The sequence below is a fragment of the Klebsiella sp. Q11 genome, assembly GCF_964241505.1.
In the GTDB taxonomy this organism is placed as follows: Bacteria; Pseudomonadota; Gammaproteobacteria; order Enterobacterales; family Enterobacteriaceae; genus Klebsiella; species Klebsiella michiganensis.
This window is the reverse complement of the sequence record NZ_CAXSXW010000003.1, coordinates 1-25,168: the sequence shown is the minus strand read 5'-3', so window position 1 is coordinate 25,168 and position 25,168 is coordinate 1. Positions and strand designations below refer to the sequence as shown.

Genomic DNA, 25,168 nt, shown 5'->3' with positions numbered 1-25,168 from the left:
TTTGCTACAGATGGTAATGCACCCTAAAAAAGGAATTAATCATGAAAATGACAATAATATATGCACTACTATCCGTATTTTTTGGAGTATATGGAACAACGGCCAGTGCCAGTAACACAAATCAAGTGTCACAAAATTTAGAAACTGCGATTCCCCAACAAAAGCAAATAGTTATCGGTAATTGGGACGAATTCAACTCAAGAAAAATTGACAGACTCATTCAAGAAGCAAAGCAGAAGCCAGCGCATTCTTTATATGCTGTTTTTGATTTTGACAACACAACAGCTTTTCTGGATATCGAAGAGGCAACGCTTATCTATCAACTAGAAAACCTTAAATTTTCGATGAAACCTGAAATATTGAAACAGATAATTTACAAAGATATACCGCCTTCAAACTTTAACTCGGATTATAATAATAAAAATCATCAACCGGTTAATATAAACCTCATTGGTCAAGACATTATTGATAGCTACACATGGCTATACAATAATTACAGCGGATTTGCGGGTAATAAAACGCTTGATGAAATTAAAAAAAATTCCAATTATATGAATTTTATAGTGAAAATGAGATATTTATATGATGCAATAGGTGGGTCATTCGACCATGAGGTATCTTATCCATGGGTGACGTATCTTTTTTCTGGCATGTCCAAAAAAGAAGTAGCTGATTTAGTGCACGATACTATTGAGTGGCAAAATAATCAGCCTATCGGAAAGGTGACATGGGTAAGCCCGGCTGATATGGCAGGCCGAGCTGGTATCGTATCAGTAACATGGAAAAATGGATTCAGGCTGATCCCAGAAATGCAGACATTATATAAAAACCTACAGCAGGCAGGTGTTGATGTTTATGTCATTTCCGCTTCAGCTTTAGATGTGATAAAAAGCATCGTTACTACAGGAAAATATGGTTTTTCTGTTCCTGAGTCTCATGTCTATGCAATGCATCCCTTATATGATAAAGAAGGTAGATTGACTCACAGCCTCGATCCATACTATCCCCAGACGCAAGGTAAAGGTAAAACCGAAACCATAAAGAAATTTATACAACAACATTACAAAAATACAGGACCAATATTAGTTGCTGGCGATAGCGAAGGAGATCAAAACATGATGTCCGACTTTAATGACACAAAGTTAGTTCTTATTATTAACCGGCTACGCTCATCTGACACCATTATCGGTGAGCTATCAGCTAAAGCCGTTCGTGACTATAATAAAGATGATGCAAAAATATTATTACAAGGAAGAGATGAAAATAAAGGGGAATTTTTACCATCACAAAGTAGCATACTGATGGGCACTAATAACAAAGTATCTTTACCATAGGTATCGACTTACAGCAATGCCTCTTACTTGAAACGGGGGCATTGCTAGTGAATGGATATTTATTGAGCAAAGGACGGGCTTTAGATGTAAAAAAGCCCGTATAAACGGGCTTTTTTGTACTACTTCATGCACTATAAAATCAAAACTATTCTTCAAGCTCTTGATTTTATTTAGAATTTGGCGGAAGCGTAGAGATTCGAACTCTAGAACCCTTTCGGGTCGCCGGTTTTCAAGACCGGTGCCTTCAACCGCTCGGCCACGCTTCCAATGAGGCGCACTATAAACACCTCTGTTCAGGCTGTAAAGCACCAATTTATTCAACTGCCTTAAAATTAAACAAAAACGCGTTATTCGTCTGAAATTCAGGCAGTTTGCGCAGATTTTCAGCGCAAACCGCCCTCTTCGCGTTAATGTTTTTTGATGTACATATCTTTGGTGTAGTAATACCCCAGCTTATCCGACGTAAATCCCCCTACCCATGGCTTGACCAGATGGGTGCGCACGTAGTGATAGACCGGAATGGCCGGGACATCCTGACCTAACAGATCCTCCGCCTGCTGGTAGAACTTGCCCCGTGCCGTCGTGTCAGAGGCTTTTGCCGCATTGCGCAGCGCCTCATCGTAGGCCGGGTTGCTGTACTGGCTGGTATTTTCACTGTCGCCGGTGCGGAAGTTATTGAGAAACGTCGCGGCGTCGTCATAGTCGGCTATCCACGCGTAGCGCACGGCGTCAAAATTATGCGTATGCATGGCGTCGAGCATGGTCTTCCACTCCTGGTTTTGCAGCTTCGCCTCAACGCCAAGGTTCTTTTTCCACATTGAGCTGGCGGCGATGGCAATTCGCTGGTGAGATTCGGACGTGTTATAGAGCAGATTAAAGACCAGCGGATGGGTCTCATTATACCCGGCCTCGCTCAATAGCTTTTTCGCCTCGGCGATACGCTTCTCGCGCGGCCAGCTGGCGTACTCGGGATTGTGCAGCTTCACCCCGCCGATGTCAGGCTGGCTGATAAGCCAGGCCGGACGCTGCCCCTGCCCCAGCACCTTCTCCGCGATAATGTCTTTATCGAGGGCCATATTCAGCGCCCGCCGTACGCGCGGGTCGTTAAACGGCGGCCGGGTGGTGTTGAATTCGTAATAATAGGTGGCCAGCTGCGGCGAAACATCCAGCTGATCGCCCATGGTTTTTTTGAGCTGGGCAAACTGATTAATCGGTACCGTATACACAATATCGATCTCTCCCGCCTTATAGCGGTTGACGTCGGCGGTTTCAGAGCTTATCGGCAGGTACGTCACCTTATTGATGACCGTATGCGCGTTATCCCAGTAGCGCGGATTGCGCTCGGCCACAATGCGCTCATTCACCACCCACTGCGACAGCTTATAGGGCCCGCTGGTTACGATATGCTCCGGTTTGGTCCATTTGTCGCCGTAGCGCGATATCAGCACTTTATCGAGCGGAACCAAAGATGGGTGCGCCAGCATCGCCAGAAACGCCGCATTCGGCTGAGTTAAGGTGACCTCAAGGGTGGCATCATCTACCGCTTTGACGCCCAGCGTCTCGGGCTCTTTTTGCCCCTGCGCGATCTCCGCCCCGTTGACGATATGCATATTGCCGGGATAGCTCGCGTAAGGCGACGCCGTGAGCGGCGACACCAGACGCTGCCAGCTCCAGACAATATCCTGCGCCGTGATCGCCGTACCGTCGGACCAGGTTACACCGGGACGCAGGTGGAACGTCCAGACGGTGTTGTCCTTATTCTCCCACTTCTCCGCCAGCCGGGGCTCAATCTCTCCTGTTGGCGATACGCTGACCAGCCCTTCAAAAAGATCGCTGATAATGTTGTTTTCAACGTCGCTTTCCACTTTATGCGGATCCAACGACGACGGTTCGCTGCCGTTATTTCTGACCAGTTCTTGCTTTTCGGCCAACGCCGTTCCCGGCGGTACCTGAGCGGCCAGCGCCGGGATGACCATGGAGAACAGACCGACGGCCACCAGTACGCGTGTGATGTGATTATATTTTTGTGTTTTCATATCCCTTGCCTTTGTTACGCTTCGTGAGTACCCTCTCCAGAGTTAGTCGCAGAATGGCTATAACGCAATATTTTTCAGTGAGTTATCAGATTTCGATCTGACTCCGGAAGGCGAACAAATAAAAATGCCACTTATTCCGATTTTCCTGGAATAATGTGCTGCATTCAGCCCGCTGACTTTGAGTAAAGATGGGTAAAAGCATTAGGGCTTAGGCCCTGTTTTTTTTATGCTTCGTTATTAATTACATCTGTCATAAGAGAGTGACTCATGGATCGTATAATTACATCGTCGCGAGACCGTTCATCGCTACTTAGCACGCACAAAGTTCTGCGGAACACCTATTTCCTGCTTAGCCTGACGCTGGCATTTTCCGCTATTACGGCGACGGCCAGCACGGTGCTGATGCTGCCTTCTCCGGGTCTGATTCTGACGCTGGTCGGTATGTACGGCCTGATGTTCCTGACCTATAAAACCGCGAATAAGCCAACGGGTATCATTTCCGCGTTCGCCTTTACCGGTTTTCTGGGCTACATCCTGGGGCCAATGCTTAACGCCTACCTGTCTGCGGGTATGGGCGATCTGATTGGCCTGGCGCTGGGCGGTACCGCGCTGGTGTTCTTCTGCTGCTCGGCCTACGTGCTGACCACCCGTAAAGATATGTCCTTCCTCGGCGGAATGCTGATGGCGGGCGTGGTGGTCGTGCTTATCGGTATGGTTGCCAACATTTTCCTGCAGCTGCCGGCTCTGCATCTGGCGATTAGCGCGGTGTTTATCCTGATCTCTTCAGGCGCCATTCTGTTTGAGACCAGCAACATCATCCGCGGCGGTGAAACTAACTATATCCGCGCGACCGTTAGCCTGTACGTCTCGCTGTACAACATCTTCGTCAGCCTGCTGAGCATCCTTGGCTTCGCCAGCAGAGACTAATCCTCTCCCCGTCTGTACTCAGGCCCCGCTTATGCGGGGCCTTATTTTTTGCTACACTGCCGCCATTTTCAGCGGTATGTGAAGAATCATGTTTATCTTTGAAGGCAATGAAATAGAGACCGATAGCGAAGGCTATCTGAAGGACACAACCCTGTGGAACGAAGCGATGGCGGCCGTTATCGCTGAGCAGGAGGGCATCAGCCTGTCCGTTGAGCATTGGGAAGTGGTGCGCTTTGTGCGCGACTTTTATCTGGAATTTAACACCTCACCGGCGATTCGTATGCTGGTGAAGGCCATGGCGAACAAGTTTGGCGAAGAGAAAGGCAACAGCCGCTATCTCTACCGCCTGTTCCCGAAAGGCCCGGCTAAGCAGGCGACAAAAATCGCCGGACTGCCTAAACCGGTTAAATGCATCTAATACAAAATGGCGAATTTCTGCCACTCTCTGGTGGGCTGATGGGGCTCGGTCAGAACCCTGTCCACCCGCGCGCTGCGCGGCCCACCGGCCTTCAGCCAGGCAATAAGTTTCTCCACCTGGTCCGGTTCTCCGCAGGCCAGAACCTCCACGCCGCCGTCGTCGAGATTGCGCGCGTATCCCGTTAATCCCAGCTGCAGCGCCTCGCGTTGGGTCGAATAGCGAAACCCGACGCCCTGAACGGAGCCGTATACCCACGCCATCGTGCAAACCGTTGCCATGTTCCCCCCCTTTTCGGCCAATGACTCAATACAGAGGATAGCAAATTCCGTTAGCGTACATGCTTAGGTAATAATCCATAGTGCTGACGAAAACGGGCGCTGAAGCGCGAGCCTGACAGGTAGCCGCTGCTTTGCGCAATGTCGCCAATGGGTCGCGACGTCGACTGTAATTGCCCCAGCGCGTAGGCCATACGGACCTCTTCCACGATCTGGCGGAAGCTCCGGGACTCCTGCTGCAAACGACGACGCAGCGTCGATTGGCCAAGAAAGAGCATTTTAGCCACTTTCGCTACGCTCCACGCTTCGGCAGGCGACAGCATAATAATTTGCCTGACCTGACCGGTTATGTCCTCGCGCCGCTCGTTGAGCAGCGGCCCGGCGTAGCCAGCCTGATACAGCGCCAGCAGCAATCCCGTCGCCTGATGGTGCTGCAGCTCGGCGCTGAGCCCCTCCCGTACCGCCCGCAGGACGCTTTGCCACATAAACGACATTTCCGGCGCCAGCGGCGCGCAAAGCGACGTCAGACGACCGGTCTGCGGCTCGCTCATATAGCGGTGCTTAAAATCCGCCAGCAGTTCCGGCGTGAGTGAGAGCAGGTCGGAGCAAAACAGCCCGTTTTCCGGCTGATTAATCACCTCGAGCTCAACCTCGGCGGGCAAAATAATCAGCTGCTGCGGCGTTGCCAGCATCTCGCTGACGCCCTGCACAATGACCTTACTGCCGCGGTTTACCCGGCAGATCGCCGGCGAGAACAGCGTGACGCGGTGCAGTTTGCATAAACGACGGGTAGTGATTTCCGCCGCTGTTAACGCGTTATGGTGAAAATGGATGTTCCGCATCATGCCGCCCTTTTTATTATCTTCCGGCCAGCGCCGTTAACTGCGCGCTGGCGATAGCGTGGCTGTGTAACATAAATCCGACTAACGCCCCGCTGGCCTCACCATCAATGGGCAACGTCGGGGTATCAAGCGCCCATACCGTAAAGCGGTAGCGATGCGGTTTATCTCCGGCGGGCGGACACGCGCCGCCAAAACCCGCATAGCCAAAGTCATTGCGCCCCTGTATCGCCCCGGCGGGCAGTTTAGCGTTATTTTTGTCTCCGGCGCCAGCGGCTAAGCCAGTCACCTGTTGGGCAATATTCACCACCGTCCAGTGCCACCAGCCGCTCCCGGTCGGCGCATCCGGATCGTAAGCGGTCACCGCGAAACTGCGGGTACCCGCCGGAGCATTTTTCCAGGCGATCTGCGGTGAGATATTGCCGCCGGTGCAGCCAAAACCGCCAAACCAGTGCGTCTGCGCCAGCGTCTGGCCGTCGCGCATATCCGCGCTGCTGACGCTAAACGGCGCGGCAATCACCGTCCCGCTCATAATAACCATCATCGCGGCTGCGACCTTCAATCCTGTTTTCATCGTATTTTCCTCCGTAAGGTGAGGAAATACTGTAAGATCCCGGCATGTTTTTTATTGTGCCAAAGCGCCTGCGTTTTGTGCCGAAACGCTCACTTGTCGATACCGGTGGAATGGTGCTTGCCTCAGCCACATGTGCTAATCTACGCGCCATTTTTTCGGTGCCGACATTCCCGTTGCTTAAAGGTAGCCCCATGACAGACTCCATTTTCCCCCGCTTAGTGTTAACCAAAGGACGCGAGAAATCCCTGCTGCGTCGCCATCCGTGGATCTTCTCCGGCGCCGTCGCCCGGATGGAAGGTAAGGCCCGTTCAGGTGAGACCATCGATATCGTTGATTCGCAGGGAAAATGGCTGGCCCGCGGCGCCTATTCGCCGTCTTCACAGATCCGCGCCCGCGTCTGGAGCTTCGATCGCAGTGAAGCCATTGATAACGCCTTTTTCGAACGTCGCCTGCAGCAGGCGCAAACCTGGCGCGAGTGGCTGGCGGCCCGCGACGGGCTCGATAGCTATCGCCTGATAGCCGGTGAGTCCGACGGCCTGCCGGGCGTGACCATCGATCGTTTTGGCGACTTTTTTGTACTGCAGCTGCTGAGCGCCGGTGCCGAATACCAGCGGGCGTCGATTGTCAGCGCGCTGCAAACCCTGTTTCCGAACTGCGCTATCTACGATCGTAGCGACGTCGCGGTGCGTAAAAAAGAGGGGCTGGAGCTGGCGCAGGGGCCGGTTGTCGGCGAACTGCCGCCTGCCCTGCTGCCAATTACCGAGCACGGTATGCAGCTGCTGGTAGATATTCAGGGCGGCCACAAAACCGGCTATTACCTTGACCAGCGCGACAGCCGCCTGGCGACCCGTCGCTACGTCGCCGATAAGCGCGTGCTGAACTGCTTCTCCTATACCGGCGGTTTTGCCATCTCCGCGCTGATGGGCGGCTGCCGTCAGGTTGTCAGCGTTGACACCTCGCAGGAGGCGCTGGACGTCGCAAAGCAGAACGTTGAGCTGAACAAGCTGGATCTGTCTAAAGCGGAGTTCATCCGCGACGACGTCTTCAAGCTGCTGCGGAAATATCGCGACGCCGGCGAAAAGTTTGACGTGATTGTGATGGATCCACCGAAGTTTGTTGAAAATAAAAGCCAGCTGATGGGCGCCTGCCGCGGCTATAAGGATATCAACATGCTGGCGATTCAGCTCCTGAATCCCGGCGGCGTCCTGCTGACCTTCTCCTGCTCCGGCCTGATGACCACCGATTTATTTCAGAAAATCATTGCCGATGCCGCCCTGGATGCCGGACGTGATGTACAATTTATAGAACAGTTCCGCCAGGCTGCCGACCACCCGGTGATAGCAACCTACCCCGAAGGGCTGTATCTGAAAGGGTTTGCTTGCCGCATCATGTAACTTGAAAAGTGGAGAATCGGCCCGCATATAGCAGGTAATCATGTCTCCCAGGAGGTGCTTATGATAGCCAGCAAATTCGGTATCGGCCAACAAGTTCGCCACACGCTTTTGGGCTACCTGGGCGTGGTCGTCGATGTCGATCCCGAGTACTCGCTCACGGAGCCGGAAGAGGATGAAATCGCCGCTAACGACGAACTGCGCCTTGCGCCCTGGTATCATGTGGTGATGGAAGACGATGATGGCCAGCCGATTCACACTTATCTCGCAGAAGCGCAGCTGAGCAGCGAGCCCAGCGACGAACATCCTGAACAGCCGTCGCTGGACGAACTGGCCAGAACCATTCGCCAGCAGCTGCAGGCGCCTCGATTGCGCAACTAGTCATTTGTGGGTTTTACGCCTGGATACCGCCAGGTTTAAAACCCCGTTGGCTATTTTCATCTCCTCCTTGCCGCCGCGTATGCGGCAAACAGGATAAAAAATAAACGCCGCGCTTTTTTATTTAATAAACACATATACCTATCTGACTCACTCCGCTTATCGCCGCGTTAAAAAATCAAAAACGAAGCGAGAAATTCCTCACGCGCAATAACGTGACTTTTTGCGCAAAAATACCAGCCGCAAAAAAAGATCTACCTGGCTTAAAAAAACAATAAAAAAATCAATTTATATTGACTAATATGAATTACAGGTTTTAGATTACAAATCGTAATTTATCGCAGGAAAATAATCCTGGCAATGTTCGATAAGTTGCCAACAGAAAGCATATTATTGATTATTAGACGCGTACAATATCCATTCAATAATATTTTCAACTCATTGTTTTAAAAGGGTAACAATGAAGAGGAATAATCACTCGCTGCTCCGCGATGAAATTTTAAGCAAAGTCGTGAAGCCCACCGATCATATTGAAAAATTGATTGAGATAATCGCTAAAGAGCATACGCCCTGCACCATTAGCAAAAAACGCAACATCAGCCTGACGCGGAATGGTGAAAGACAGTGCCTCATTTTATTCGACGGGAGCGTGGCGTTAAACCGCATAAGCGATGGAATGATCCTTAATGCTGAAAGCGCACCGTTTATTTTTGGCGCCAGCTGCCAGCTGGCATATACCCGCCATCTGTATGTTAAAACGAAAGAAACATCGCGCTTGCTTTTGATTCCACAACGTTTTTTTCATGAGCAGGTCGTCAAATATCATCTCTGGCAATCGCTGGCGATGCTGCAGGATTATAGTTCGGCCAAAGTCTATGCCCATTGCATGACGATATCACAACTCTCCGCATACGAAATTATACGTACCCATCTGCTCGAACTTATTGATGAACCAAATGCAATTAAGAATAACATCACTGCTGTGAATTATATTATGGACCACTCTTTTTTGTCCCGCAGCGGCATCATGCGGGTATTATCGAAGCTGAAGAGTGACGGCTATATCCATTTATCGCGCGGCATCCTGACGGATATTATTGATCTGCCGGAAAAGATGAACAGGCTTTATTCAAAATCCGGGCCCGCGCAGCCAGCAGAATGAGTATGCATACCGCTTATTTTTTATTCTGCGCCGTCGCGGCTAACGCCTGGCAAATCAGGCGACTGAACCGCCCGTCGCGCTGCTGCTGTTCACTCCAGCGGATATTGGGCAGCTTCATTTCACCAGAAATGCGCCGGCTGCTGAGCGCAAGCTGCTGAAAAAAAGGCGCCAGCATCGCGCCGCCGGGTACCGTCCGGGTTTGAAACACCGGGCTGCCGTCGACATAGCGATACGCCAGCGCGTTATCCGGCACTAGCGTGGCGGCAAACGCCTGCTGCGCATAGCTGGCCCAAAAGGTGGCCGCGCTATAGCCGCGAGAAACGTTGCTCTCGCAGGTAACCTCCCCGGGTGAAGGCACGACTCTTTCCTGCGCGGGTCTGAAGGCATTTTCCATCCAGCGCGCCATACCTTCCAGGTACCATTTCTGTTTAAAAACCCCGTAGCCGTATTGATACAAATGGAATAATTCATGCGCTGGCGTAATGTTGCGCGCCGGCCGCAGCGCGGCGTTAAGGACAATTTTTAAGCCGCAGGGCAGCGCCGTTCCGTCACCCATGGTTTCTGCCGCCACCCGATCGAAGGCCAGGCCGTGACCTTTGGGGAGCGTCAGCAGGTAGATGTTGATCTGTCGGGCCTGGCGATAAATTTTCTGCTGCAGCGGCGAGCGCAGGCCCAGCAGCGAGGTGTAGAGATATTTCGCAGCCTGGAGCTGGCTCGCAATGTCTTTCACGACATCCGGCACGCCCTCGCCGGTACTATCCTGCGGATATTGCAGGGCGTCCCTACCCTGCAGGCTGTAGTAAATATGAAAGTCATCCACGACGTGCGCTTTTTCCAGGCTATGCCCATGAAGCAAAGAGCCGGGAACGCAGCGGGAAACCTGCACCACATCGCGCGCCAGCAGCGGCGAACAGCAGCAGGATGCCAGCAGGAGCGCGATGACTCGCCTCATCGCCACGCCTGAGGGCCGCGGGAATAAAAAAGGCGCTGACGGTTAGCCAACGTTAACCGCCCGAGGACGCTTTTTTTCCAGCCCGTTTCCGCGCTCCGCGCCGGCATACAGCTGACGCTCGCTTGTCTGCAGCCATGCCGTCCAGCGTCCGGCGATAGCGCTGCCGTAGTAGCGCTGGGCGTTGCGCAGCGCGGCCTGCTGCATACTTTGCTGCAGCGACTTGTCGGAGATAACGGCGATCAGCGCCGCCGCCAGGGCCTCCTCATCGCCGCAGGGCACCAGAATCCCCGCCTCCCTGTCCTGCAGGATGTCGCGCGGACCGTACTTAATGGCAAAGCTAATCAGCGGCGTACCGTAGGCCATCGCCTCCACGGCGGAGAGAGACTGCCCCTCCTGAGTCGAACAAAGTACCGTGCAGCAGGCCGTTTTATGCGCCTGCGCGATGTCGGAGGTGAAGCCGTTGATATGGATCGCCTTCTCCAGCCCCCACTCCGCCACCCGCGCGCTTAAGCTGCGCCGCAGCGGCCCGACCCCGTAGGTGTGCAGCTGCGCATCGGGGATCGCCGTCAGCACTTTACGAAAGGCGTTCAGCAGCAAGGCATGCTGCTTCTCTTCCGAGTAGCGCGCCAGATAAATGACCGTCTGCGATGGCGTTTTCTGCGGGTTCGCCGGAATATTGCCGTTATCGAGATGATTGGGGATCACCGCCATCCGCGCGGCCGGGAAGCCCTCCAGCTGCAGGTCCTGCCACTGCTCATCGGTGAGGACAATCAGCCGATCGACAAGCTCCGGCTGTTCGAGGATATGCCGGTAGGAGCTTTTCAGCGCGCCGTTAGACAGCTGATGATGGGAGTGAATAATCGCGCTAAGCGTACACGCCATACGCTGTGCGGGCCGCGAGCAGACGAAGCTTTTCCACGTTTTATTTTTATCGACGATAAAATGCCAGCGCCCTTTTTCCGCCAGCCGGGTTTCCAGCATCCACGCATAAAACGCCTCTTCCTGAGCAAAGCGTTTGACTTCACCGCCCGCCAGGGCAATTTCAAGATGGCTTAGCTGCACGTTGCCCTTTTTCTCGTCAAAGCTTTTGCGCAGCAGAATATTACCGGCGCTATCAATGTAGTCTTCGATGATTCTCCCCTGCGGACGCAGCAGGAAGTTGTGTTTACCCACCGCGACATCCGCGCCGGGATTGACGGCATGCCTGAGCTCGATATTGCCCACCAGCGGCGCCAGCGCAGCGATCGCGTTCATCTCAAAGCAATCGCTGAGCCACTCATAGAGGTTATAAACCGGCACCTCTTCGGGCAGCGCGCCGCGTGCTTTCAGCGCCCGCACCGCTCTGGACAATTCGGGATTCCACGTCGCGGTAACTATCCAGGGCACGGTGCGCAAATGTTCGGTAAAGAGCTTCGCCCGCCGCATGGCCGCCACCTCAATACCGTTGCCGACGTCGCGCAGCGTCTCCAGCAGAAAAACGGGGATCGCGTTATTCGACGGCGGCGCGTCGTCCTGCGGGAGCAGCGGCTTTTTTGCCGCTAAATGGTATTTCTGATAGGCGATAAAGCCGGAAAGGTAGTGCTCGACGTCATCGATACGCACGCGGTAGCTGTGGTGGCGAATAAAGAAGCTGTTGACGATCCGTGCGGGATTTTTAAAAAACATCGCCAGCTCAGGCCAGAAGAAGCCGTTCAGCAAATAGCGCGCCCGAACTTCCAGCGCCTGCCAGAACTTCTGCTGGTCAAAATCCGCCAGCAGATGGCGATGCTCGGGAGAAGCGTCCAGACGGGTCACCATCTCAGACGCCGCCATCATTAATTCCAGCAGCGTGGGATAGGTGGTGACGCGATGCAGCACAAAATCAAGATGATCGCGCACGTTGTTCAGGCCAAAGCGAAAGTACTTCTCTTCCGGGCGAAAGCGGGTTAACTCATTAACGCAGTAGCTCAGCCAGTGGTCATGGTGCTGCCAGTGCTTATTTTTAATGAAATAGGCGAAGGCTTTTTCCACCATCTCCAGCCACTGCGGCGCTTTGGTCAGGCCGTACAGGCGCATAAGAGCAAAAGCCGCTTCGCCATCGTAATAAATGATGCGGAATTTGGCTTTCAGCGACAGATCGTGGCTATTCAATACGTGAACAAACTGGCCGCTGAGCGGATCCTGCATAAAGGCGATGCCGGTCGCCAGCTGCGCCATCAGCGGCAGATATTGCCGGTCTCCGGTCGTTTCGGTGTATTTCACCAGCGCCAGGATGCTTACCGCGTTACCGCCGAGCTTGATCTCATCGCCCACGTCGCAGAGAAACGCCGCCTCGCGGCCATCGTCCAGCGTCCGTACTTCAATCAGCGTGTTAACCAGGTACGCAATCGCGCGGTCTATCGCCTGACGAACCGACGGCTGACGGGTCGCTTCCCAGCCCTCAATCAGCGAATAGGTGGAGCTGGCGTGGCGCAGCGCGTTATAGGATCGGACCGGGCGGTCGAAACAGGGAAACCAGCCGTAATGGTAGAGGCCGTCTTGCTTTACCTGACGGGCCAGATAATCGGTGCCTTTTTTAATCACCTCGGCGAGGCACTCGTCCTGCCAGTTTTCCCCGATAACGCGATAGCCGGAACCTCGCCCGCTCTGTTCCATCACTTTTGTCCCAAAACGATCGCAGAAGATCCCCTGAGTTTTAAAGCGCCAGAGCGGCTGCTGCGGATCCTGCGGCCAGCTAAGCGTCTGTTTAAACCGCCGCCGGGCGTAGTTTTCCAGATTGACGCTATTCGGCGCCACGACGCCGTTATCGCCATCGTAGAGCAGCGCGTTGCCGGCAATTTCCTGCTCGAGCATTGCGCAATTAAACTGCGGGTCAAACGCGAGGCCAAAGCGAAAATAGTTACGCTTGGTGACCATGAATTTTTCATTGAGGGATTGCCAGCTGAGCTTTTCCACGCTGTCTACGACGTCAACCCGCAGCCACTGCGGTTCGCGGTCCTGTTTTTTACGCCACTCCTGCAGCGCTCTGGCCCCCGCCAGCCACGCGAGATCGAAGCTGGTACCGCGAGAAATATGCATATGTGCGCGTGATTGGCCATCGCTGACGCTAAAGAAGATTACCCATGCCGGATAGTCAGAAGGCAATACGGTGGATTTTAATTTTTTCGCCTGAAAGCAGGCTTGTTGCAGTAAATCACTTAGCGCCATCTTCCCCTCTCCGTTTATTCAAGAATGCGTTGAATGTTTAAAAATTATTATCAGAGACTGCAAACAAACCCATTTTAGATATTGCGCCGATGGCTCGGCCCGGCACACTCCCCGGAGGCAGCGCTCAACGCGCCTTATCCGGGCTAGCGGACCGCAAACGGCGATGGCCCGTAGCCGATAAGAAGCTCGCCCGTTGATTAACGTTCCCTTAAGGCTTCTTTTGCCCGATTAAACGGTTTGACCAGATAATCCATGACCGTTTTTTCGCCGGTCTTAATATCAACGGTGGCAATCATTCCCGGGCCAATTAAAAAACGCTTGCCGCTTTTATTTTCCAGGTAATCATAGTCAGTGCGAATAAACACCCGATAGTAGTAAACATCCGGTTTAGCTTCATCCTGAGTGGTATCCGGCGATATGGTTTCCACCACGCCGTTCAGCGCGCCATAGATGGCATAATCATAGGCGGTAATTTTCACCAGCGCCTGCTGGTCAGGATGAATAAAAGCGATATCACGAGGTGAAATTCGCGCTTCGATTAATAACCGGCCATCGACCGGAACAATTTCCATCAGCTCGCCGTTGGGCGCAATAACCCCACCAATCGTATTGACCTTAATATTTTTAACGATCCCCTGCACCGGCGAACGGACGGTTAAGCGCGTGACCGAATCGGCGCGCCCCTTTATCACTTCCGCCAGGCTGGCCACGTCGGCATTGGCTTTTGACAGCTGTTCACGCGCGTCAACAAAATAGCGGGTATTGAGATCGATCTTTTTAAAACTAATATCCGCGACCTGCTGCCGAAGACGCAGCACTTCGACATTGCTCGCCGCCCCGGTTTTCGCCAGCCTTTCGGTGATGGCCAGTTCGCTATTCACCAGTTTTAACGACTCATCCAGCTGGCGCGTCGATTTGCTCAGCTGCTCTTTGCGGCTATGGTAAAGACGCGTCTCCTCCGCCAGCAGCGCGGGCCAGGCTTTCAGGGAGTCGGGAAACGCCAGCGGCTGATTGTTCACCTCGGCGGTTAAGCGAATACTCGCCGCCAGCGAGGCGCGATATTTCGCCTGGCTTTCGCCGACGTTAGATTCGCTGCGGGTGGGATCGAGGCGCGCCACAACCTGTCCGGCTTGTACCTTGCTGCCTTCCCGTACGTTCAGCTCGGTTAAAATACCGCCGTCGAGGGTTTGTATCACCTGCTCCCGCGAGCTGGGGATCACTTTTCCGGTACCGGTTGAGACTTCGTCCAGTACCGCGAACCATGCCCAGACGCCGCCCACCAGCAGCATAACGGCCAGCAGGAGAATCAGCCGCCGCGATTTAACAATTTTCGCCTCGTCTTCTTCGCTATCCGGCAGCAGCGCCACCGGGTCGTGATCGGCCATCAGGGGGATTTTATTCATATATTCACCACCTGGCCGCGGGCTTTCTCTTGCTCAAAAACCGTTGCTTTGGGTTTATCCAGCGCCAGCTGCCCGTCCTGGATAACCAGGATCCGGTCGACGATATTAAGCACCGCCGCTTTATGCGTGGCGATGATCATCGTTCGATCGCCGGCCCACTGCGCCAGCTGTTCCACAAAGGCCTTTTCCGTTCGCTCGTCGAAAAACGAGGTCGGTTCATCGAGCAGGATAATGTTCGGATCGCGCAGCAGCGTCCTGGCCAGCAGCAGCGACTGCCGCTGGCCGCCTGAAAGCCCCAACCCGCCTTCCATAATGACGTGTTCAAGACCGAGGGGCAGTTTGCGCACAAACTCCAGCGCGCCGCACAGGGTAAGCACCGAGAAGATTTCATCATCCGTCGCCGCCGGTCGCCCGAGGATCAGGTTCTCGCGCAGGGTGCCGTGGAACAGCCGCGCCTCCTGGGTCAGCAAGGTGGCGTTGCGGCGAATATCCGCGAGGTCGATCTGCGGCAGGCTTAAATCATCCAGCCGCAGCTCGCCCGAAACCAGCTCGACGTTGCCCATCATCGCCTGCAGCAGGGTCGATTTACCGGCGCCGATTCGCCCAAGGATGGCGATTCTCTCGCCGGCTTTTATGGATAACTGGTTGATACGCAGCGGGATCGCGGCATCGTTAAGGCCGTAGCGGAATTCCGCCTGCCGGAACTCGTAGTTGCCGTGCAGCACGGCGCGGTGAACCCGGGTTTCGTCCTGCCCCCCTTCGACCGGCAGCGCCATCAGGTTATCAAGGCTGGCCTTCGCCGTTTTCACCTGCTGCCAGCGAGCGAGTACGCCGCACAGCGCGGTCATCGGCGCCACCATGCGGGTCGAGAGCATTGATGCCGCCACCATCGCCCCGGTGGTGATGTCGCCATTAATCACCAGCGGCGCGCCCACCACCACCACCGTGGCATAGAGCAGGTTTTGCACCGACATTCCCCAGCTGACCAGGCCGTGGGTGAGCCTGCGCGTTTTGACCCCCGACTCGGCGGTAATGGCAATATAGCTATTCCACTGATGCAAAAAGCGGCTTTCCGCCTGCATCATTTTGATGTCCTGCAACCCCTGAATGCTTTCCACCAGAATGGCGTTACGCAAGGTATTTTCATGCTGGTTTTTATTGGCCAGCGCCGCGAGCTTGCGCTGCAGCAGCAGGCCGGGCAGGATCATCAGAATCGTTGCCACCGGCGCAATCCAGCTTAGCCACGGCGAGACGATAAACAGCACCACCTGAAACAGCAAAAAGAACGGTAAATCCGCCACGATGGTCATCATCGTTGAGGTCATCATTTCGCGCACCTGCTCCAGTTCGCGGATTTGCGAAATAAAGCTCCCCGTCGAGCGCGGTACCGCGCTGTTTTTCAGGCGCAGCGCGTGGCCGAAGACCCGGTCAGAAACGCGAATATCCCCGCGTTTGCCGAGCAGATCCGTGACGTGCCCGCGCATAATTTTCAGCACAAAAGCAAATACCGCCGCCAGCAATACGCCGCTGAACAGGACATACAGAGTGGGATAAGACTGCGCCGGGATCACCCGATCGTAAACCTGCATCGAAAACAGAATACCGCTCAGCGCAAGAACGTTTATGGCAAAAGACGCCAGCATCACGTGCAGATAGGGGCGAATATCTTTCAGCACAATTTTGCGCAGCCAGTCCGGCTGAAAGCGGGCCAGGTAGCTCTCGGTGCGAATATCCCTTTCCGGCGCTGACGGGCGAAACGCAATGGTCTTTTCAATTTCCGGCAGCAGGGTTTCCAGCGGGCAGTAGCTGAGCAGCGCGAGCTCCTTCACAAACCGCACCCCGACGGCGTTATTAACGTCAAAGCTTTCGAGCACGGCGACTTGCCCGTCGCGCAGCTGGACGACCAGCGGTAGCCGCCAGGCCGACATTTTCTCATCGCCCGGAGATAAAAACTGGCAGTTTAGCCCGGCGTGGCGCGCCAGGTGCCGGAGCGCCTCCGGCAGGGTTTTCTGCGTCGCCCACTCGGCGGCGGCATGCAGCGTGCCGGGAGAAAAGCTTTGTCGATAGTGGTTGGCAATAAAAGCAATCGCATTAGACCAATCGAGCAAATGCGGTATCCCGGCGCGTTCGTTTTGTGAGGTCATGGGCGGATCTCCACGCCCTGGATATTTTGCTTTTCCAGCGCGAACACCGAGCGCATCTTGCCGGTGCTGAACAGGCAGTCCAGCTCCAGCGAACGCAGTTGTGATTCCGTCAGGACCTGGCTAAATCTGGCCTGGTAAATTTCCTGATCGACGTTGAGCAGATCCAGCAGCGGCCGCGAGCCGAGCTGAAGATACTGATCCTGATACAGCGCCCGGGTTTGCTCACCCAGCTGCTGCTGACGTTTCTGAATCCCCAGCGACTGGGCAAGATTAACCGCTTCATCGCGAGAGGCGTTCAGCTTCTGGCTGGCGTCCAGCTGGGCGGTTTTGATCGCCGCATTCGCCGCCGCCAGACTTTGCTGGGCGGCGTCGCGGGAGGCGGTCATCGCACCGCCCTGATAGATGGGCATTTGCACTTTCACCCAGGCGGAGTATTGCGTTTTATTCAGTACCGCGCTGTTGGCGTAGTTATCGTTGAGGTAATGGGTGACTTCCGGCTCAAGGGAAATCGTCGGCAGCATTTGCGCGTTGGCGTTATCCAGCTGAGCCTGAGCCTGGCCGGCCTGGGCCAGCGCCGCTAATACCGCCGGAACAGAGCGGTAATCGATTTTGGATACCGCGCAGGCGGCGTCCATCCCCTGCGGAAGGTCATCCGTCACAGTGGCAATGCCGCCGATGCCGATATAGGTCGCGAGCGTGGCTTTCCAGCGCTGAAGGGCCGCCTGATATTGCAGGAGCGTAGATTGCGCGCCCTCCACGCGGGTATCGGTCTGCACAACGTCCGATAACGATGACGCCCCCGCATCGTTGCGCTGGCGAATAAGATCGCCAATCTGTTTAAGCGAATCGACCTGCGCTTTAGCGATGTCGACCAGCTTTTGATAGCCCTGCACCTGCACTACCGCCGCGGCGGTGTCGTGAGCGACCTGGTCGATATTCAGCATGACGGTGGCCTGCTGCTGGGCCACGCCGGAGTCGGCGGCTCTGACCGAACTGGACACTTTGCCGAAGTCGTAAAGCATTTGCGATACCGAGACGACCAGCGATGGCGTATATCCGGCATCAGAATAAGTATTACTATAACCATTATTCATACCCGCACTAATTTGCGGGTAATATTTGGCTTTCGCCACGTCAACTTTCTGCGCCATTTCCTGGAGTTTGCTGACCTCCTGGGTAATCGCCGGATGCCAGTTGACCGCATTTTTTACCGCTTTTTTAATATCCAGCGGGCCGGATATTCGGGTCTGGCTATTAATAATCTCTTCATTGTACCCCGCGACCTGTTGGCTATCGGTTAAACGCTGGCTGCTAATATCATTCGGCATCAAGTATGAATTTACCGCATGACCTGAAAACGGCGGATTCAAAGCAATAAAGAGAGCGGTATAGCCGCAGGTTATGACATTCCTTTTTTGTTTAAATAGACGCATCAAATTTACCCTTCAGAATTCACGCACTGAAAAAACGGATATAATAATTTCCGCATCATTATTTTTATTAAATAACGGTCTGCTAGCTCCCGGATCGCTGCCCGATTCATTCCTCCGCAATAAATAATCTGGACGGCACTTCCGTGTGCCGTTCGCTATAACGCCGATTAGTTGGAGTTATTTGTATCAAGCAGCTCGTTGAGCGAATTGATATGCACCCCTTCCAGCGTAATTAAGGTTGTTGATTGATGGTCACCGGCCCCGCCGTCGCGGTCGATGGATACCACCGTGTTATTGCCAACGTAGCTCAGGGTCACATAGTTGCCCAAACTGCTGCTGTTCCCATCCCAGTCAACCAGCAGCGCCGACACATCGATATGATCCCCTTGCGCAACCGAGAAATCCTTCCAGGTATCGCTGCCGTTGCCGCCGGTATTGTCATCGGCCAGCAGGTTGTAAACCACCGTGTCGGCCCCGATACCCAGGGTGAAGGTATCGTCATAAGCGGTGCTGTGGATATCGTCGCCGTTCACGCTGCCGGTAATCTGCGGATGCAGATCGATGGTCAGCGTCGCCGCGGAAGAAACGCCATTGCTGTCGTTTACCGTGTAGGCGAAGACCTCCTTGTGCGTGATTGTCGACACATCCATCCCTGCCTTCAGACTGTAGGTATAAGAACCATTATTCGCCATCGTCAGGGTGCCATAGTCACCGTAAATTGTGACGCTGCTTCCGGTTACTGCGCTACCGTTGCTGGTGGTGATACTGCCATTACTGTTGAAGGTCCAGGATTCGGCACTGCCAGAGGAAGTATGTCCGGCGACGGTGTATGAGGCATACAGCACGCCATGGAAATCTTCCGTACCGCCCGAGTTGTTTCCGTTCTGGATATTCCCGCTGACGTTGGTTCCTGCCACCGTATAATGCGTTGCGGTATCGATCGTCGTACCGGTGATAGAAGCTCCAACCGTATAATTCGGCGCTGGCGTTAAGAAAGAATCCAGAGTGGCGGTGGCTTTCGAAGCCAGGACCATCTCGTAATTTCCTTCGCTCAATGCCACACCCGTTAGCGTTAGCGTATCCGTAGCGCTGGCTGTTGCGCCGATAATCGTGGTCAGATTTTCTGTCGGTACCCCCTGCCACACCAAAACCTTACTGCCGTCGCTGAGTACGTGATAAATGCTGACCGTGCTGTCAATCCTGACGGTATTGACCACCGATCCACTCGCGGTGTAGTTCACATTCACCGAGAGGGTATCCATTTCGCGATCGGCTCCCACGCTAAAGTTAATCAACTTACTCGCTGATACTCCGCTCCCGCTCGACTTACCGCTTGTGTTCAGCCCAGAGGTGTCAATCGCCGGAACATTCACCGTTGCCAGCGCCGTTGCCACGTTCAGCGCAACGACATCATTCACCGCCAGCGAAGCCGGGCTGTCGATATCGATCGTCAGCGTCGTGCTCGCCGTGTGGCCCAGACTGTCGGTTATGGTGTAGGTAAAGACCTCCGATTGGCCGACGCTATTCACTCCGCCGTACGGCTGATAGGTATAGCTACCGTCGCTATGGATGGTCAGCGATCCCCAGGCACCGGCTATCGTCGTTCCGCTGCTGGTGACCGATACCGGATCGGCGTCGGTCACCGAGGTGGCGGTGACGCTCGTCACCTTAATATTTACCCCGGTGTCCGCCACGTCGCCATCACCATCGCTTTGCAGGACGTTCCCCGTCAGGCTGTCGGTGTGATAGCCCTCAGAGTCGGTGACCGACACGTTGACAAAAGTGCCCAGGTTCAGGTCCAGCAGCGCGCCCAACAGACCGCCGGTATTCGGTGAAGAGACCACCGCCGTGTACGATCCTGAAGGTAACATTGAGGACCAGCCGCCGCCGCTATAGCCTAGGCTGAGACCGAGTCCATTAACATCAATGTTGACGGCGTTCGTCAGAACCTGCACCACTTCACCGGTCGCCTTATCGACGATAGAGAGATCCGCCGTAAAGGACGATGCGCCACCCAGCAGGCTCAGCAACGTGCTCAGGGCCGCGCCCAGGCTCAGGCCGGTGGTCCCAGAGACAGCGAGCAGCACTTTTTCGTTTGCCCCCGCGGCGACGTCAAAGTCAAAACTATTGCCGTTGAGTAAGCCAACGTTGACGGAACCGAGTAACGAGACGCCGACAAGTTGGCCAACGGTACCGCTTTCTCCGTTGAGCGTATCGAACGTCGCGGTCAGATCCGTTTCCTGAGCATCCGGATTGGCCTGCGCCGGTTCGATGTTGCCGCCGATATTAATCGTCAGGTTAGTCGTCGAGGTATTGCCCGCTTCATCGGTAATGGTATAGCTAAAGACATCCGATTGACCGATAGCGGCCCCGCCTTTGGTCAACTGGTAGCTATAGCTGCCATCAGAGTGAATCGTCAGTACCCCATAAGCCCCGGTGATATTGACGCCAGCGCTGGTCACGTTAACCGGGGTCGATCCGTCGACGGAGTCCGATACCGCACTGGTGACCGAGATGCCCTGACCGCTATCCTGCATATCGCCGCTGGCGGTGGTATCCAGCACGTTACCTTCAATGGCGCCGACGCTGTAGCCAACCGAATCCGTCACGTCCACGTTGACGAAGCTTGCCACCTGGGCCGCCGCCAGCGCGTTGATCAACGATACCAGGGGGCCGTTACTTTCCGGCGCAGAGATAACCATGGTGTAGTCGCCCGCCGGCAGATTGGCGAAGGAGACCGTGCCGTTATAGGAGAGCCCGCCAAGCAGGCTCGCCGAGATAGAGACGCTGTTTTCCGCAATCGCCACGACTTCGCCGGTGACCGTATTCACCACCGACAGATCGGCCGTCAGGGTATTTCCTGCTCCCAGCAGGTTGACGATAGTGGTCAGCAATCCGCTCGCCGTCAGCAGCGAGTTGCCGTTCACCGATACCGTCATATCCTCAACGGTTCCGGAACCCACGCTAAAGCGCAGATTATTGCCCGACAGCAGCGAGACATCGACGGTGCTGAGTAACGTCAGGCCAACCAGTTGACCGCTGGTACCGCTGACGTTGTTCAGGTTACCTTCCAGCGCGACAACGTCCGGGCTGTTGCTATCGGGGATGGCCTCGATATCGCTGTCGGAATCCGAGTCGCTGTCAGAGTCCGAATCGCTGTCGGAATCCGAATCACTGTCGGAGTCAGAGTCACTGTCGGAGTCAGAGTCACTGTCGGAGTCAGAGTCGCTGTCGGAGTCCGAGTCGCTGTCAGAGTCCGAGTCGCTGTCAGAATCCGAATCACTGTCAGAATCCGAATCACTGTCAGAATCCGAATCGCTGTCAGAATCCGAGTCGCTGTCAGAGTCTGAATCGCTGTCCGAATCCGAGTCGCTGTCGGAGTCCGAGTCGCTGTCGGAGTCCGAGTCGCTGTCGGAGTCCGAATCGCTGTCGGAATCCGAATCGCTGTCAGAATCCGAATCGCTGTCAGAATCCGAGTCACTGTCAGAATCAGAATCACTGTCAGAATCCGAATCGCTGTCCGAATCCGAGTCGCTGTCGGAGTCCGAGTCGCTGTCGGAGTCCGAGTCGCTGTCAGAGTCCGAGTCGCTGTCCGAGTCCGAGTCACTGTCGGAATCCGAGTCGCTGTCGGAGTCCGAGTCGCTGTCCGAATCCGAATCACTGTCTGAATCCGAGTCGCTGTCGGAGTCTGAGTCGCTGTCGGAGTCGGAATCACTATCAGAATCGGAATCGCTGTCGGAGTCGGAGTCGGAGTCGGAGTCGGAATCAGCATCGCTATCCGTATCATCGGCCAGGCCAATATTAATGGTCAGCGTCGTCGTTGCCGTATCGCCATCCGCATCCGTAATGGTGTAGGTAAAGACCTCCGTTTGACCGACAGAGTCAGCGTCTCCGGTCGCGTGATAGGTGTAAGAACCATCGGCATAGATCACCAGCGTACCGTAGGCGCCCTCAACGATCGTCCCCCCCGAGCTAACCGGTTCCGCCGTTGCCCCCGGAACCGAGGTCGCAATGATGCTGGTCACAGTAATATCCGTACCGATATCGCCGACGTCCCCACCCGCGTCCGTCTGCAGTACGTTACCGCTGATAATCGCGGACTCGTATCCTACGGAGTCGGTTACCGCCACATCCACCGCGGTCGCTACGCTGAGATTCGCCAGGAAATTCACCAGCGTCGGCAGCAGCCCGGTATTCGTTGGCGACGAAATCACTACCGTATAGTTCCCCTCCGGCAGGTCGCTGAAGCTGGCGCTACCGCTGTAATCCAGGCTGACGCCTCCCGCCGTAATAGTCACCGCATTCGACGCCAGCGCAACCACTTCTCCGGTCACCGTATTCACCACCGCGAGATCGGCCTGGAAGGTATTCGTTCCACCCAGCAGCAGCAGTAGCGTATTAATCAGCGCCGCCGAGCTCAGCGTGGTGCCGCCGGAAATATCCAGTGCCACATCCTGAGTCGTTCCACTCGCGACAGTAAAGTCAAAGTTATTACCGCTAAGCAGCGAAACATCGACCACGCCAAGCAGGTTCACGCCTGTCAGCTGGGTAATCGTACCGTTTACCCCGTCGAGATTGTCATGGTTCTCAGAGATCAGCGCGGTATTGGTATCCGCATTGGCCTGCGGGATATCCGAATCGCTGTCAGAATCCGAATCGCTGTCAGAGTCCGAGTCGCTGTCGGAATCGGAGTCGCTGTCAGAGTCCGAATCGCTGTCAGAATCCGAGTCACTGTCAGAATCCGAATCACTGTCGGAATCCGAGTCACTGTCAGAATCGGAGTCGCTATCCGAATCCGAGTCACTATCCGAGTCCGAGTCGCTGTCAGAATCGGAATCGCTGTCAGAATCCGAATCGCTGTCAGAATCCGAATCACTGTCAGAATCCGAATCACTGTCGGAATCGGCATCGCTGTCAGAGTCCGAATCGCTGTCCGAATCCGAATCACTGTCAGAGTCGGAATCGCTGTCGGAATCCGAGTCACTATCCGAGTCCGAGTCGCTGTCAGAATCGGAATCGCTGTCGGAGTCGGAATCGGAGTCGCTGTCAGAGTCGGAGTCGCTGTCTGAGTCCGAATCGCTGTCGGAGTCCGAGTCGCTGTCTGAATCGGAGTCGCTGTCAGAATCCGAGTCGCTGTCAGAGTCCGAATCGCTGTCGGAATCGGAGTCACTGTCAGAATCCGAGTCACTGTCAGAATCCGAGTCACTGTCGGAGTCCGAATCGCTGTCGGAATCCGAGTCGCTGTCAGAATCCGAATCACTGTCACTATCAGAATCGCTGTCGGAATCCGAGTCGCTGTCGGAGTCCGAATCACTGTCAGAGTCGGAATCGCTGTCGGAATCGGAGTCGCTGTCTGAATCCGAGTCACTGTCGGAATCCGAGTCGCTGTCGGAGTCGGAGTCGCTGTCGGAATCCGAATCACTGTCACTATCCGAATCACTGTCGGAGTCCGAATCGCTGTCAGAGTCCGAATCGCTGTCCGAATCCGAGTCGCTGTCAGAGTCCGAGTCGCTGTCAGAGTCCGAGTCGCTGTCAGAATCCGAGTCGCTGTCAGAGTCCGAGTCGCTGTCAGAGTCGGAATCGCTGTCGGAGTCGGAGTCCGAGTCGCTGTCGGAATCCGAATCGCTGTCGGAGTCAGAGTCGCTGTCAGAGTCGGAATCACTGTCGGAGTCAGAGTCGCTGTCAGAGTCGGAATCACTGTCGGAGTCCGAGTCGCTGTCCGAATCCGAATCGCTGTCGGAATCGGAATCACTGTCAGAATCCGAATCGCTGTCTGAATCGGCATCGCTGTCAGAGTCCGAATCGCTGTCCGAATCCGAATCGCTGTCGGAGTCCGAGTCGCTGTCCGAATCCGAATCGCTGTCCGAGTCCGAATCGCTGTCGGAGTCCGAGTCGCTGTCCGAGTCCGAATCGCTGTCCGAATCCGAATCGCTGTCGGAGTCCGAGTCGCTGTCCGAATCCGAATCGCTGTCCGAATCAGAATCGCTGTCAGAATCCGAGTCACTGTCAGAATCCGAATCACTGTCGGAATCCGAGTCGCTGTCGGAATCCGAGTCACTGTCAGAATCGGAGTCGCTATCCGAATCCGAGTCCGAGTCGCTGTCAGAATCGGAATCGCTGTCAGAATCCGAATCGCTGTCAGAATCCGAATCACTGTCGGAATCGGCATCGCTGTCGGAGTCCGAGTCGCTGTCGGAATCCGAGTCGCTGTCAGAGTCCGAATCGCTGTCTGAATCCGAATCACTGTCGGAGTCAGAGTCGCTGTCACTATCCGAATCGCTGTCTGAATCGGAGTCGCTGTCAGAATCGGAGTCACTGTCGGAGTCCGAGTCGCTGTCAGAATCCGAGTCACTGTCGGAGTCCGAATCACTGTCAGAGTCAGAGTCCGAGTCGCTGTCCGAGTCCGAATCGCTGTCGGAATCGGCATCGCTGTCGGAATCCGAGTCACTGTCAGAATCCGAGTCACTGTCAGAATCCGAGTCGCTGTCCGAGTCCGAATCCGAGTCACTGTCAGAGTCGGAATCGCTGTCGCTATCCGAATCACTGTCGGAGTCCGAATCGCTGTCAGAGTCGGAGTCACTATCGGAGTCCGAATCGCTGTCCGAATCCGAGTCACTATCCGAGTCCGAGTCGCTGTCAGAATCGGAGTCGCTGTCAGAGTCCGAATCGCTGTCGGAATCGGAGTCGCTGTCTGAATCCGAATCACTGTCACTATC

16 protein-coding genes and 1 tRNA gene are annotated in these 25,168 nt (G+C 54.8%); 6 read left to right on the top strand and 11 right to left on the bottom strand.

Annotated features, from left to right (window positions below):
- Nucleotides 1–41: 41 nt before the first annotated feature.
- A complete protein-coding gene (locus tag ACESQ2_RS04800) occupies nucleotides 42–1,334 on the top strand; it encodes a haloacid dehalogenase-like hydrolase (RefSeq protein ID WP_046877467.1) in 1,293 nt (430 codons plus the stop codon).
- A 178-nt stretch (nucleotides 1,335–1,512) separates the two neighbouring features.
- Here the strand turns inward: ACESQ2_RS04800 and ACESQ2_RS04795 are convergent.
- A tRNA-Ser gene (locus tag ACESQ2_RS04795) sits at nucleotides 1,513–1,600 on the bottom strand.
- 141 nt (nucleotides 1,601–1,741) lie between these two features.
- Nucleotides 1,742–3,370, bottom strand: a complete 1,629-nt coding sequence (locus tag ACESQ2_RS04790; protein WP_373170189.1) for an ABC transporter substrate-binding protein — start codon at nucleotides 3,368–3,370, stop codon at nucleotides 1,742–1,744.
- A 267-nt stretch (nucleotides 3,371–3,637) separates the two neighbouring features.
- Between ACESQ2_RS04790 and yccA the strand changes: the two genes are divergently transcribed.
- Nucleotides 3,638–4,297 (top strand): FtsH protease modulator YccA, encoded by a 660-nt coding sequence (gene yccA, locus ACESQ2_RS04785; RefSeq protein ID WP_004100829.1) that lies wholly within the window; start codon nucleotides 3,638–3,640, stop codon nucleotides 4,295–4,297.
- An 88-nt stretch (nucleotides 4,298–4,385) separates the two neighbouring features.
- The gene (gene tusE, locus ACESQ2_RS04780) at nucleotides 4,386–4,715 is read left to right on the top strand and encodes a sulfurtransferase TusE (RefSeq protein WP_004849563.1); all 330 of its coding nucleotides are present in this window, start codon (nucleotides 4,386–4,388) and stop codon (nucleotides 4,713–4,715) included.
- Here tusE and yccX read toward each other — a convergent pair.
- The 3 genes from yccX to ACESQ2_RS04765 are packed head-to-tail and all read right to left on the bottom strand — an operon-like array spanning nucleotide 4,712 to nucleotide 6,403.
- Nucleotides 4,712–4,993, bottom strand: a complete 282-nt coding sequence (yccX, locus tag ACESQ2_RS04775; RefSeq protein WP_004849561.1) for an acylphosphatase — start codon at nucleotides 4,991–4,993, stop codon at nucleotides 4,712–4,714. The two genes, tusE and yccX, sit on opposite strands and share 4 nt — an antisense overlap.
- Before the next feature lie 50 nt (nucleotides 4,994–5,043).
- A complete protein-coding gene (locus ACESQ2_RS04770) occupies nucleotides 5,044–5,832 on the bottom strand; it encodes a helix-turn-helix transcriptional regulator (protein ID WP_373170262.1) in 789 nt (262 codons plus the stop codon).
- 16 nt (nucleotides 5,833–5,848) lie between these two features.
- The gene (locus ACESQ2_RS04765; RefSeq protein WP_014228676.1) at nucleotides 5,849–6,403 is read right to left on the bottom strand and encodes a YbhB/YbcL family Raf kinase inhibitor-like protein; all 555 of its coding nucleotides are present in this window, start codon (nucleotides 6,401–6,403) and stop codon (nucleotides 5,849–5,851) included.
- 191 nt (nucleotides 6,404–6,594) lie between these two features.
- Here ACESQ2_RS04765 and rlmI point away from each other — a divergent pair, with 191 nt between their 5' ends.
- The 3 genes from rlmI to ACESQ2_RS04750 all read left to right on the top strand — a co-directional run bounded on the left by rlmI (nucleotide 6,595) and on the right by ACESQ2_RS04750 (nucleotide 9,334).
- Complete coding sequence (gene rlmI / locus ACESQ2_RS04760; protein WP_064375145.1) at nucleotides 6,595–7,797, top strand: 23S rRNA (cytosine(1962)-C(5))-methyltransferase RlmI; 1,203 nt, start codon at nucleotides 6,595–6,597, stop codon at nucleotides 7,795–7,797.
- Between the two features lie 60 nt (nucleotides 7,798–7,857).
- Nucleotides 7,858–8,175: a heat shock protein HspQ gene (gene hspQ, locus ACESQ2_RS04755; protein WP_046877469.1), complete on the top strand. Its 318-nt coding sequence runs from the start codon at nucleotides 7,858–7,860 to the stop codon at nucleotides 8,173–8,175.
- 457 nt (nucleotides 8,176–8,632) lie between these two features.
- The gene (locus ACESQ2_RS04750; protein WP_032749730.1) at nucleotides 8,633–9,334 is read left to right on the top strand and encodes a helix-turn-helix domain-containing protein; all 702 of its coding nucleotides are present in this window, start codon (nucleotides 8,633–8,635) and stop codon (nucleotides 9,332–9,334) included.
- Between the two features lie 13 nt (nucleotides 9,335–9,347).
- Here ACESQ2_RS04750 and ACESQ2_RS04745 read toward each other — a convergent pair whose 3' ends face one another.
- From ACESQ2_RS04745 to ACESQ2_RS04720, 6 genes are all read right to left on the bottom strand, one after another.
- Entirely contained in the window at nucleotides 9,348–10,286 is a 939-nt protein-coding gene (locus ACESQ2_RS04745) for a hypothetical protein (RefSeq protein ID WP_064358354.1), read from the bottom strand.
- Between the two features lie 42 nt (nucleotides 10,287–10,328).
- On the bottom strand, nucleotides 10,329–13,472 hold the full coding sequence (locus tag ACESQ2_RS04740; protein ID WP_373170188.1) for a glycosyltransferase: 3,144 nt from the start codon (nucleotides 13,470–13,472) through the stop codon (nucleotides 10,329–10,331).
- A 197-nt stretch (nucleotides 13,473–13,669) separates the two neighbouring features.
- Nucleotides 13,670–14,875: an HlyD family efflux transporter periplasmic adaptor subunit gene (locus ACESQ2_RS04735; protein ID WP_004849542.1), complete on the bottom strand. Its 1,206-nt coding sequence runs from the start codon at nucleotides 14,873–14,875 to the stop codon at nucleotides 13,670–13,672.
- Nucleotides 14,872–17,019: a type I secretion system permease/ATPase gene (locus ACESQ2_RS04730; protein WP_046877472.1), complete on the bottom strand. Its 2,148-nt coding sequence runs from the start codon at nucleotides 17,017–17,019 to the stop codon at nucleotides 14,872–14,874. The genes ACESQ2_RS04735 and ACESQ2_RS04730 overlap by 4 nt, the downstream gene beginning before the upstream one ends.
- Nucleotides 17,016–18,452: a TolC family outer membrane protein gene (locus tag ACESQ2_RS04725; protein ID WP_373170187.1), complete on the bottom strand. Its 1,437-nt coding sequence runs from the start codon at nucleotides 18,450–18,452 to the stop codon at nucleotides 17,016–17,018. Before ACESQ2_RS04725 ends, ACESQ2_RS04730 begins: the two co-directional genes overlap by 4 nt.
- Nucleotides 18,453–18,619: 167 nt before the next feature.
- Nucleotides 18,620–22,987 carry a beta strand repeat-containing protein gene (locus ACESQ2_RS04720; RefSeq protein WP_373170261.1) on the bottom strand — a complete coding sequence of 1,456 codons (4,368 nt, stop codon included), beginning with the start codon at nucleotides 22,985–22,987 and terminating at the stop codon, nucleotides 18,620–18,622.
- Nucleotides 22,988–25,168: the final 2,181 nt, after the last annotated feature.

Coding starts and splice junctions, on each gene's coding strand:
- ACESQ2_RS04800 (WP_046877467.1), top strand. CDS start 42: ATGAAAATGACAATAATATATGCACTACTATCCGTATTTTTTGGAGTA.
- ACESQ2_RS04730 (WP_046877472.1), bottom strand. CDS start 17,019: ATGACCTCACAAAACGAACGCGCCGGGATACCGCATTTGCTCGATTGG.
- hspQ (WP_046877469.1), top strand. CDS start 7,858: ATGATAGCCAGCAAATTCGGTATCGGCCAACAAGTTCGCCACACGCTT.
- ACESQ2_RS04735 (WP_004849542.1), bottom strand. CDS start 14,875: ATGAATAAAATCCCCCTGATGGCCGATCACGACCCGGTGGCGCTGCTG.
- yccX (WP_004849561.1), bottom strand. CDS start 4,993: ATGGCAACGGTTTGCACGATGGCGTGGGTATACGGCTCCGTTCAGGGC.
- tusE (WP_004849563.1), top strand. CDS start 4,386: ATGTTTATCTTTGAAGGCAATGAAATAGAGACCGATAGCGAAGGCTAT.
- ACESQ2_RS04740 (WP_373170188.1), bottom strand. CDS start 13,472: ATGGCGCTAAGTGATTTACTGCAACAAGCCTGCTTTCAGGCGAAAAAA.
- ACESQ2_RS04790 (WP_373170189.1), bottom strand. CDS start 3,370: ATGAAAACACAAAAATATAATCACATCACACGCGTACTGGTGGCCGTC.
- rlmI (WP_064375145.1), top strand. CDS start 6,595: ATGACAGACTCCATTTTCCCCCGCTTAGTGTTAACCAAAGGACGCGAG.
- ACESQ2_RS04765 (WP_014228676.1), bottom strand. CDS start 6,403: ATGAAAACAGGATTGAAGGTCGCAGCCGCGATGATGGTTATTATGAGC.
- ACESQ2_RS04725 (WP_373170187.1), bottom strand. CDS start 18,452: ATGCGTCTATTTAAACAAAAAAGGAATGTCATAACCTGCGGCTATACC.
- ACESQ2_RS04750 (WP_032749730.1), top strand. CDS start 8,633: ATGAAGAGGAATAATCACTCGCTGCTCCGCGATGAAATTTTAAGCAAA.
- ACESQ2_RS04745 (WP_064358354.1), bottom strand. CDS start 10,286: ATGAGGCGAGTCATCGCGCTCCTGCTGGCATCCTGCTGCTGTTCGCCG.
- ACESQ2_RS04770 (WP_373170262.1), bottom strand. CDS start 5,832: ATGCGGAACATCCATTTTCACCATAACGCGTTAACAGCGGCGGAAATC.
- yccA (WP_004100829.1), top strand. CDS start 3,638: ATGGATCGTATAATTACATCGTCGCGAGACCGTTCATCGCTACTTAGC.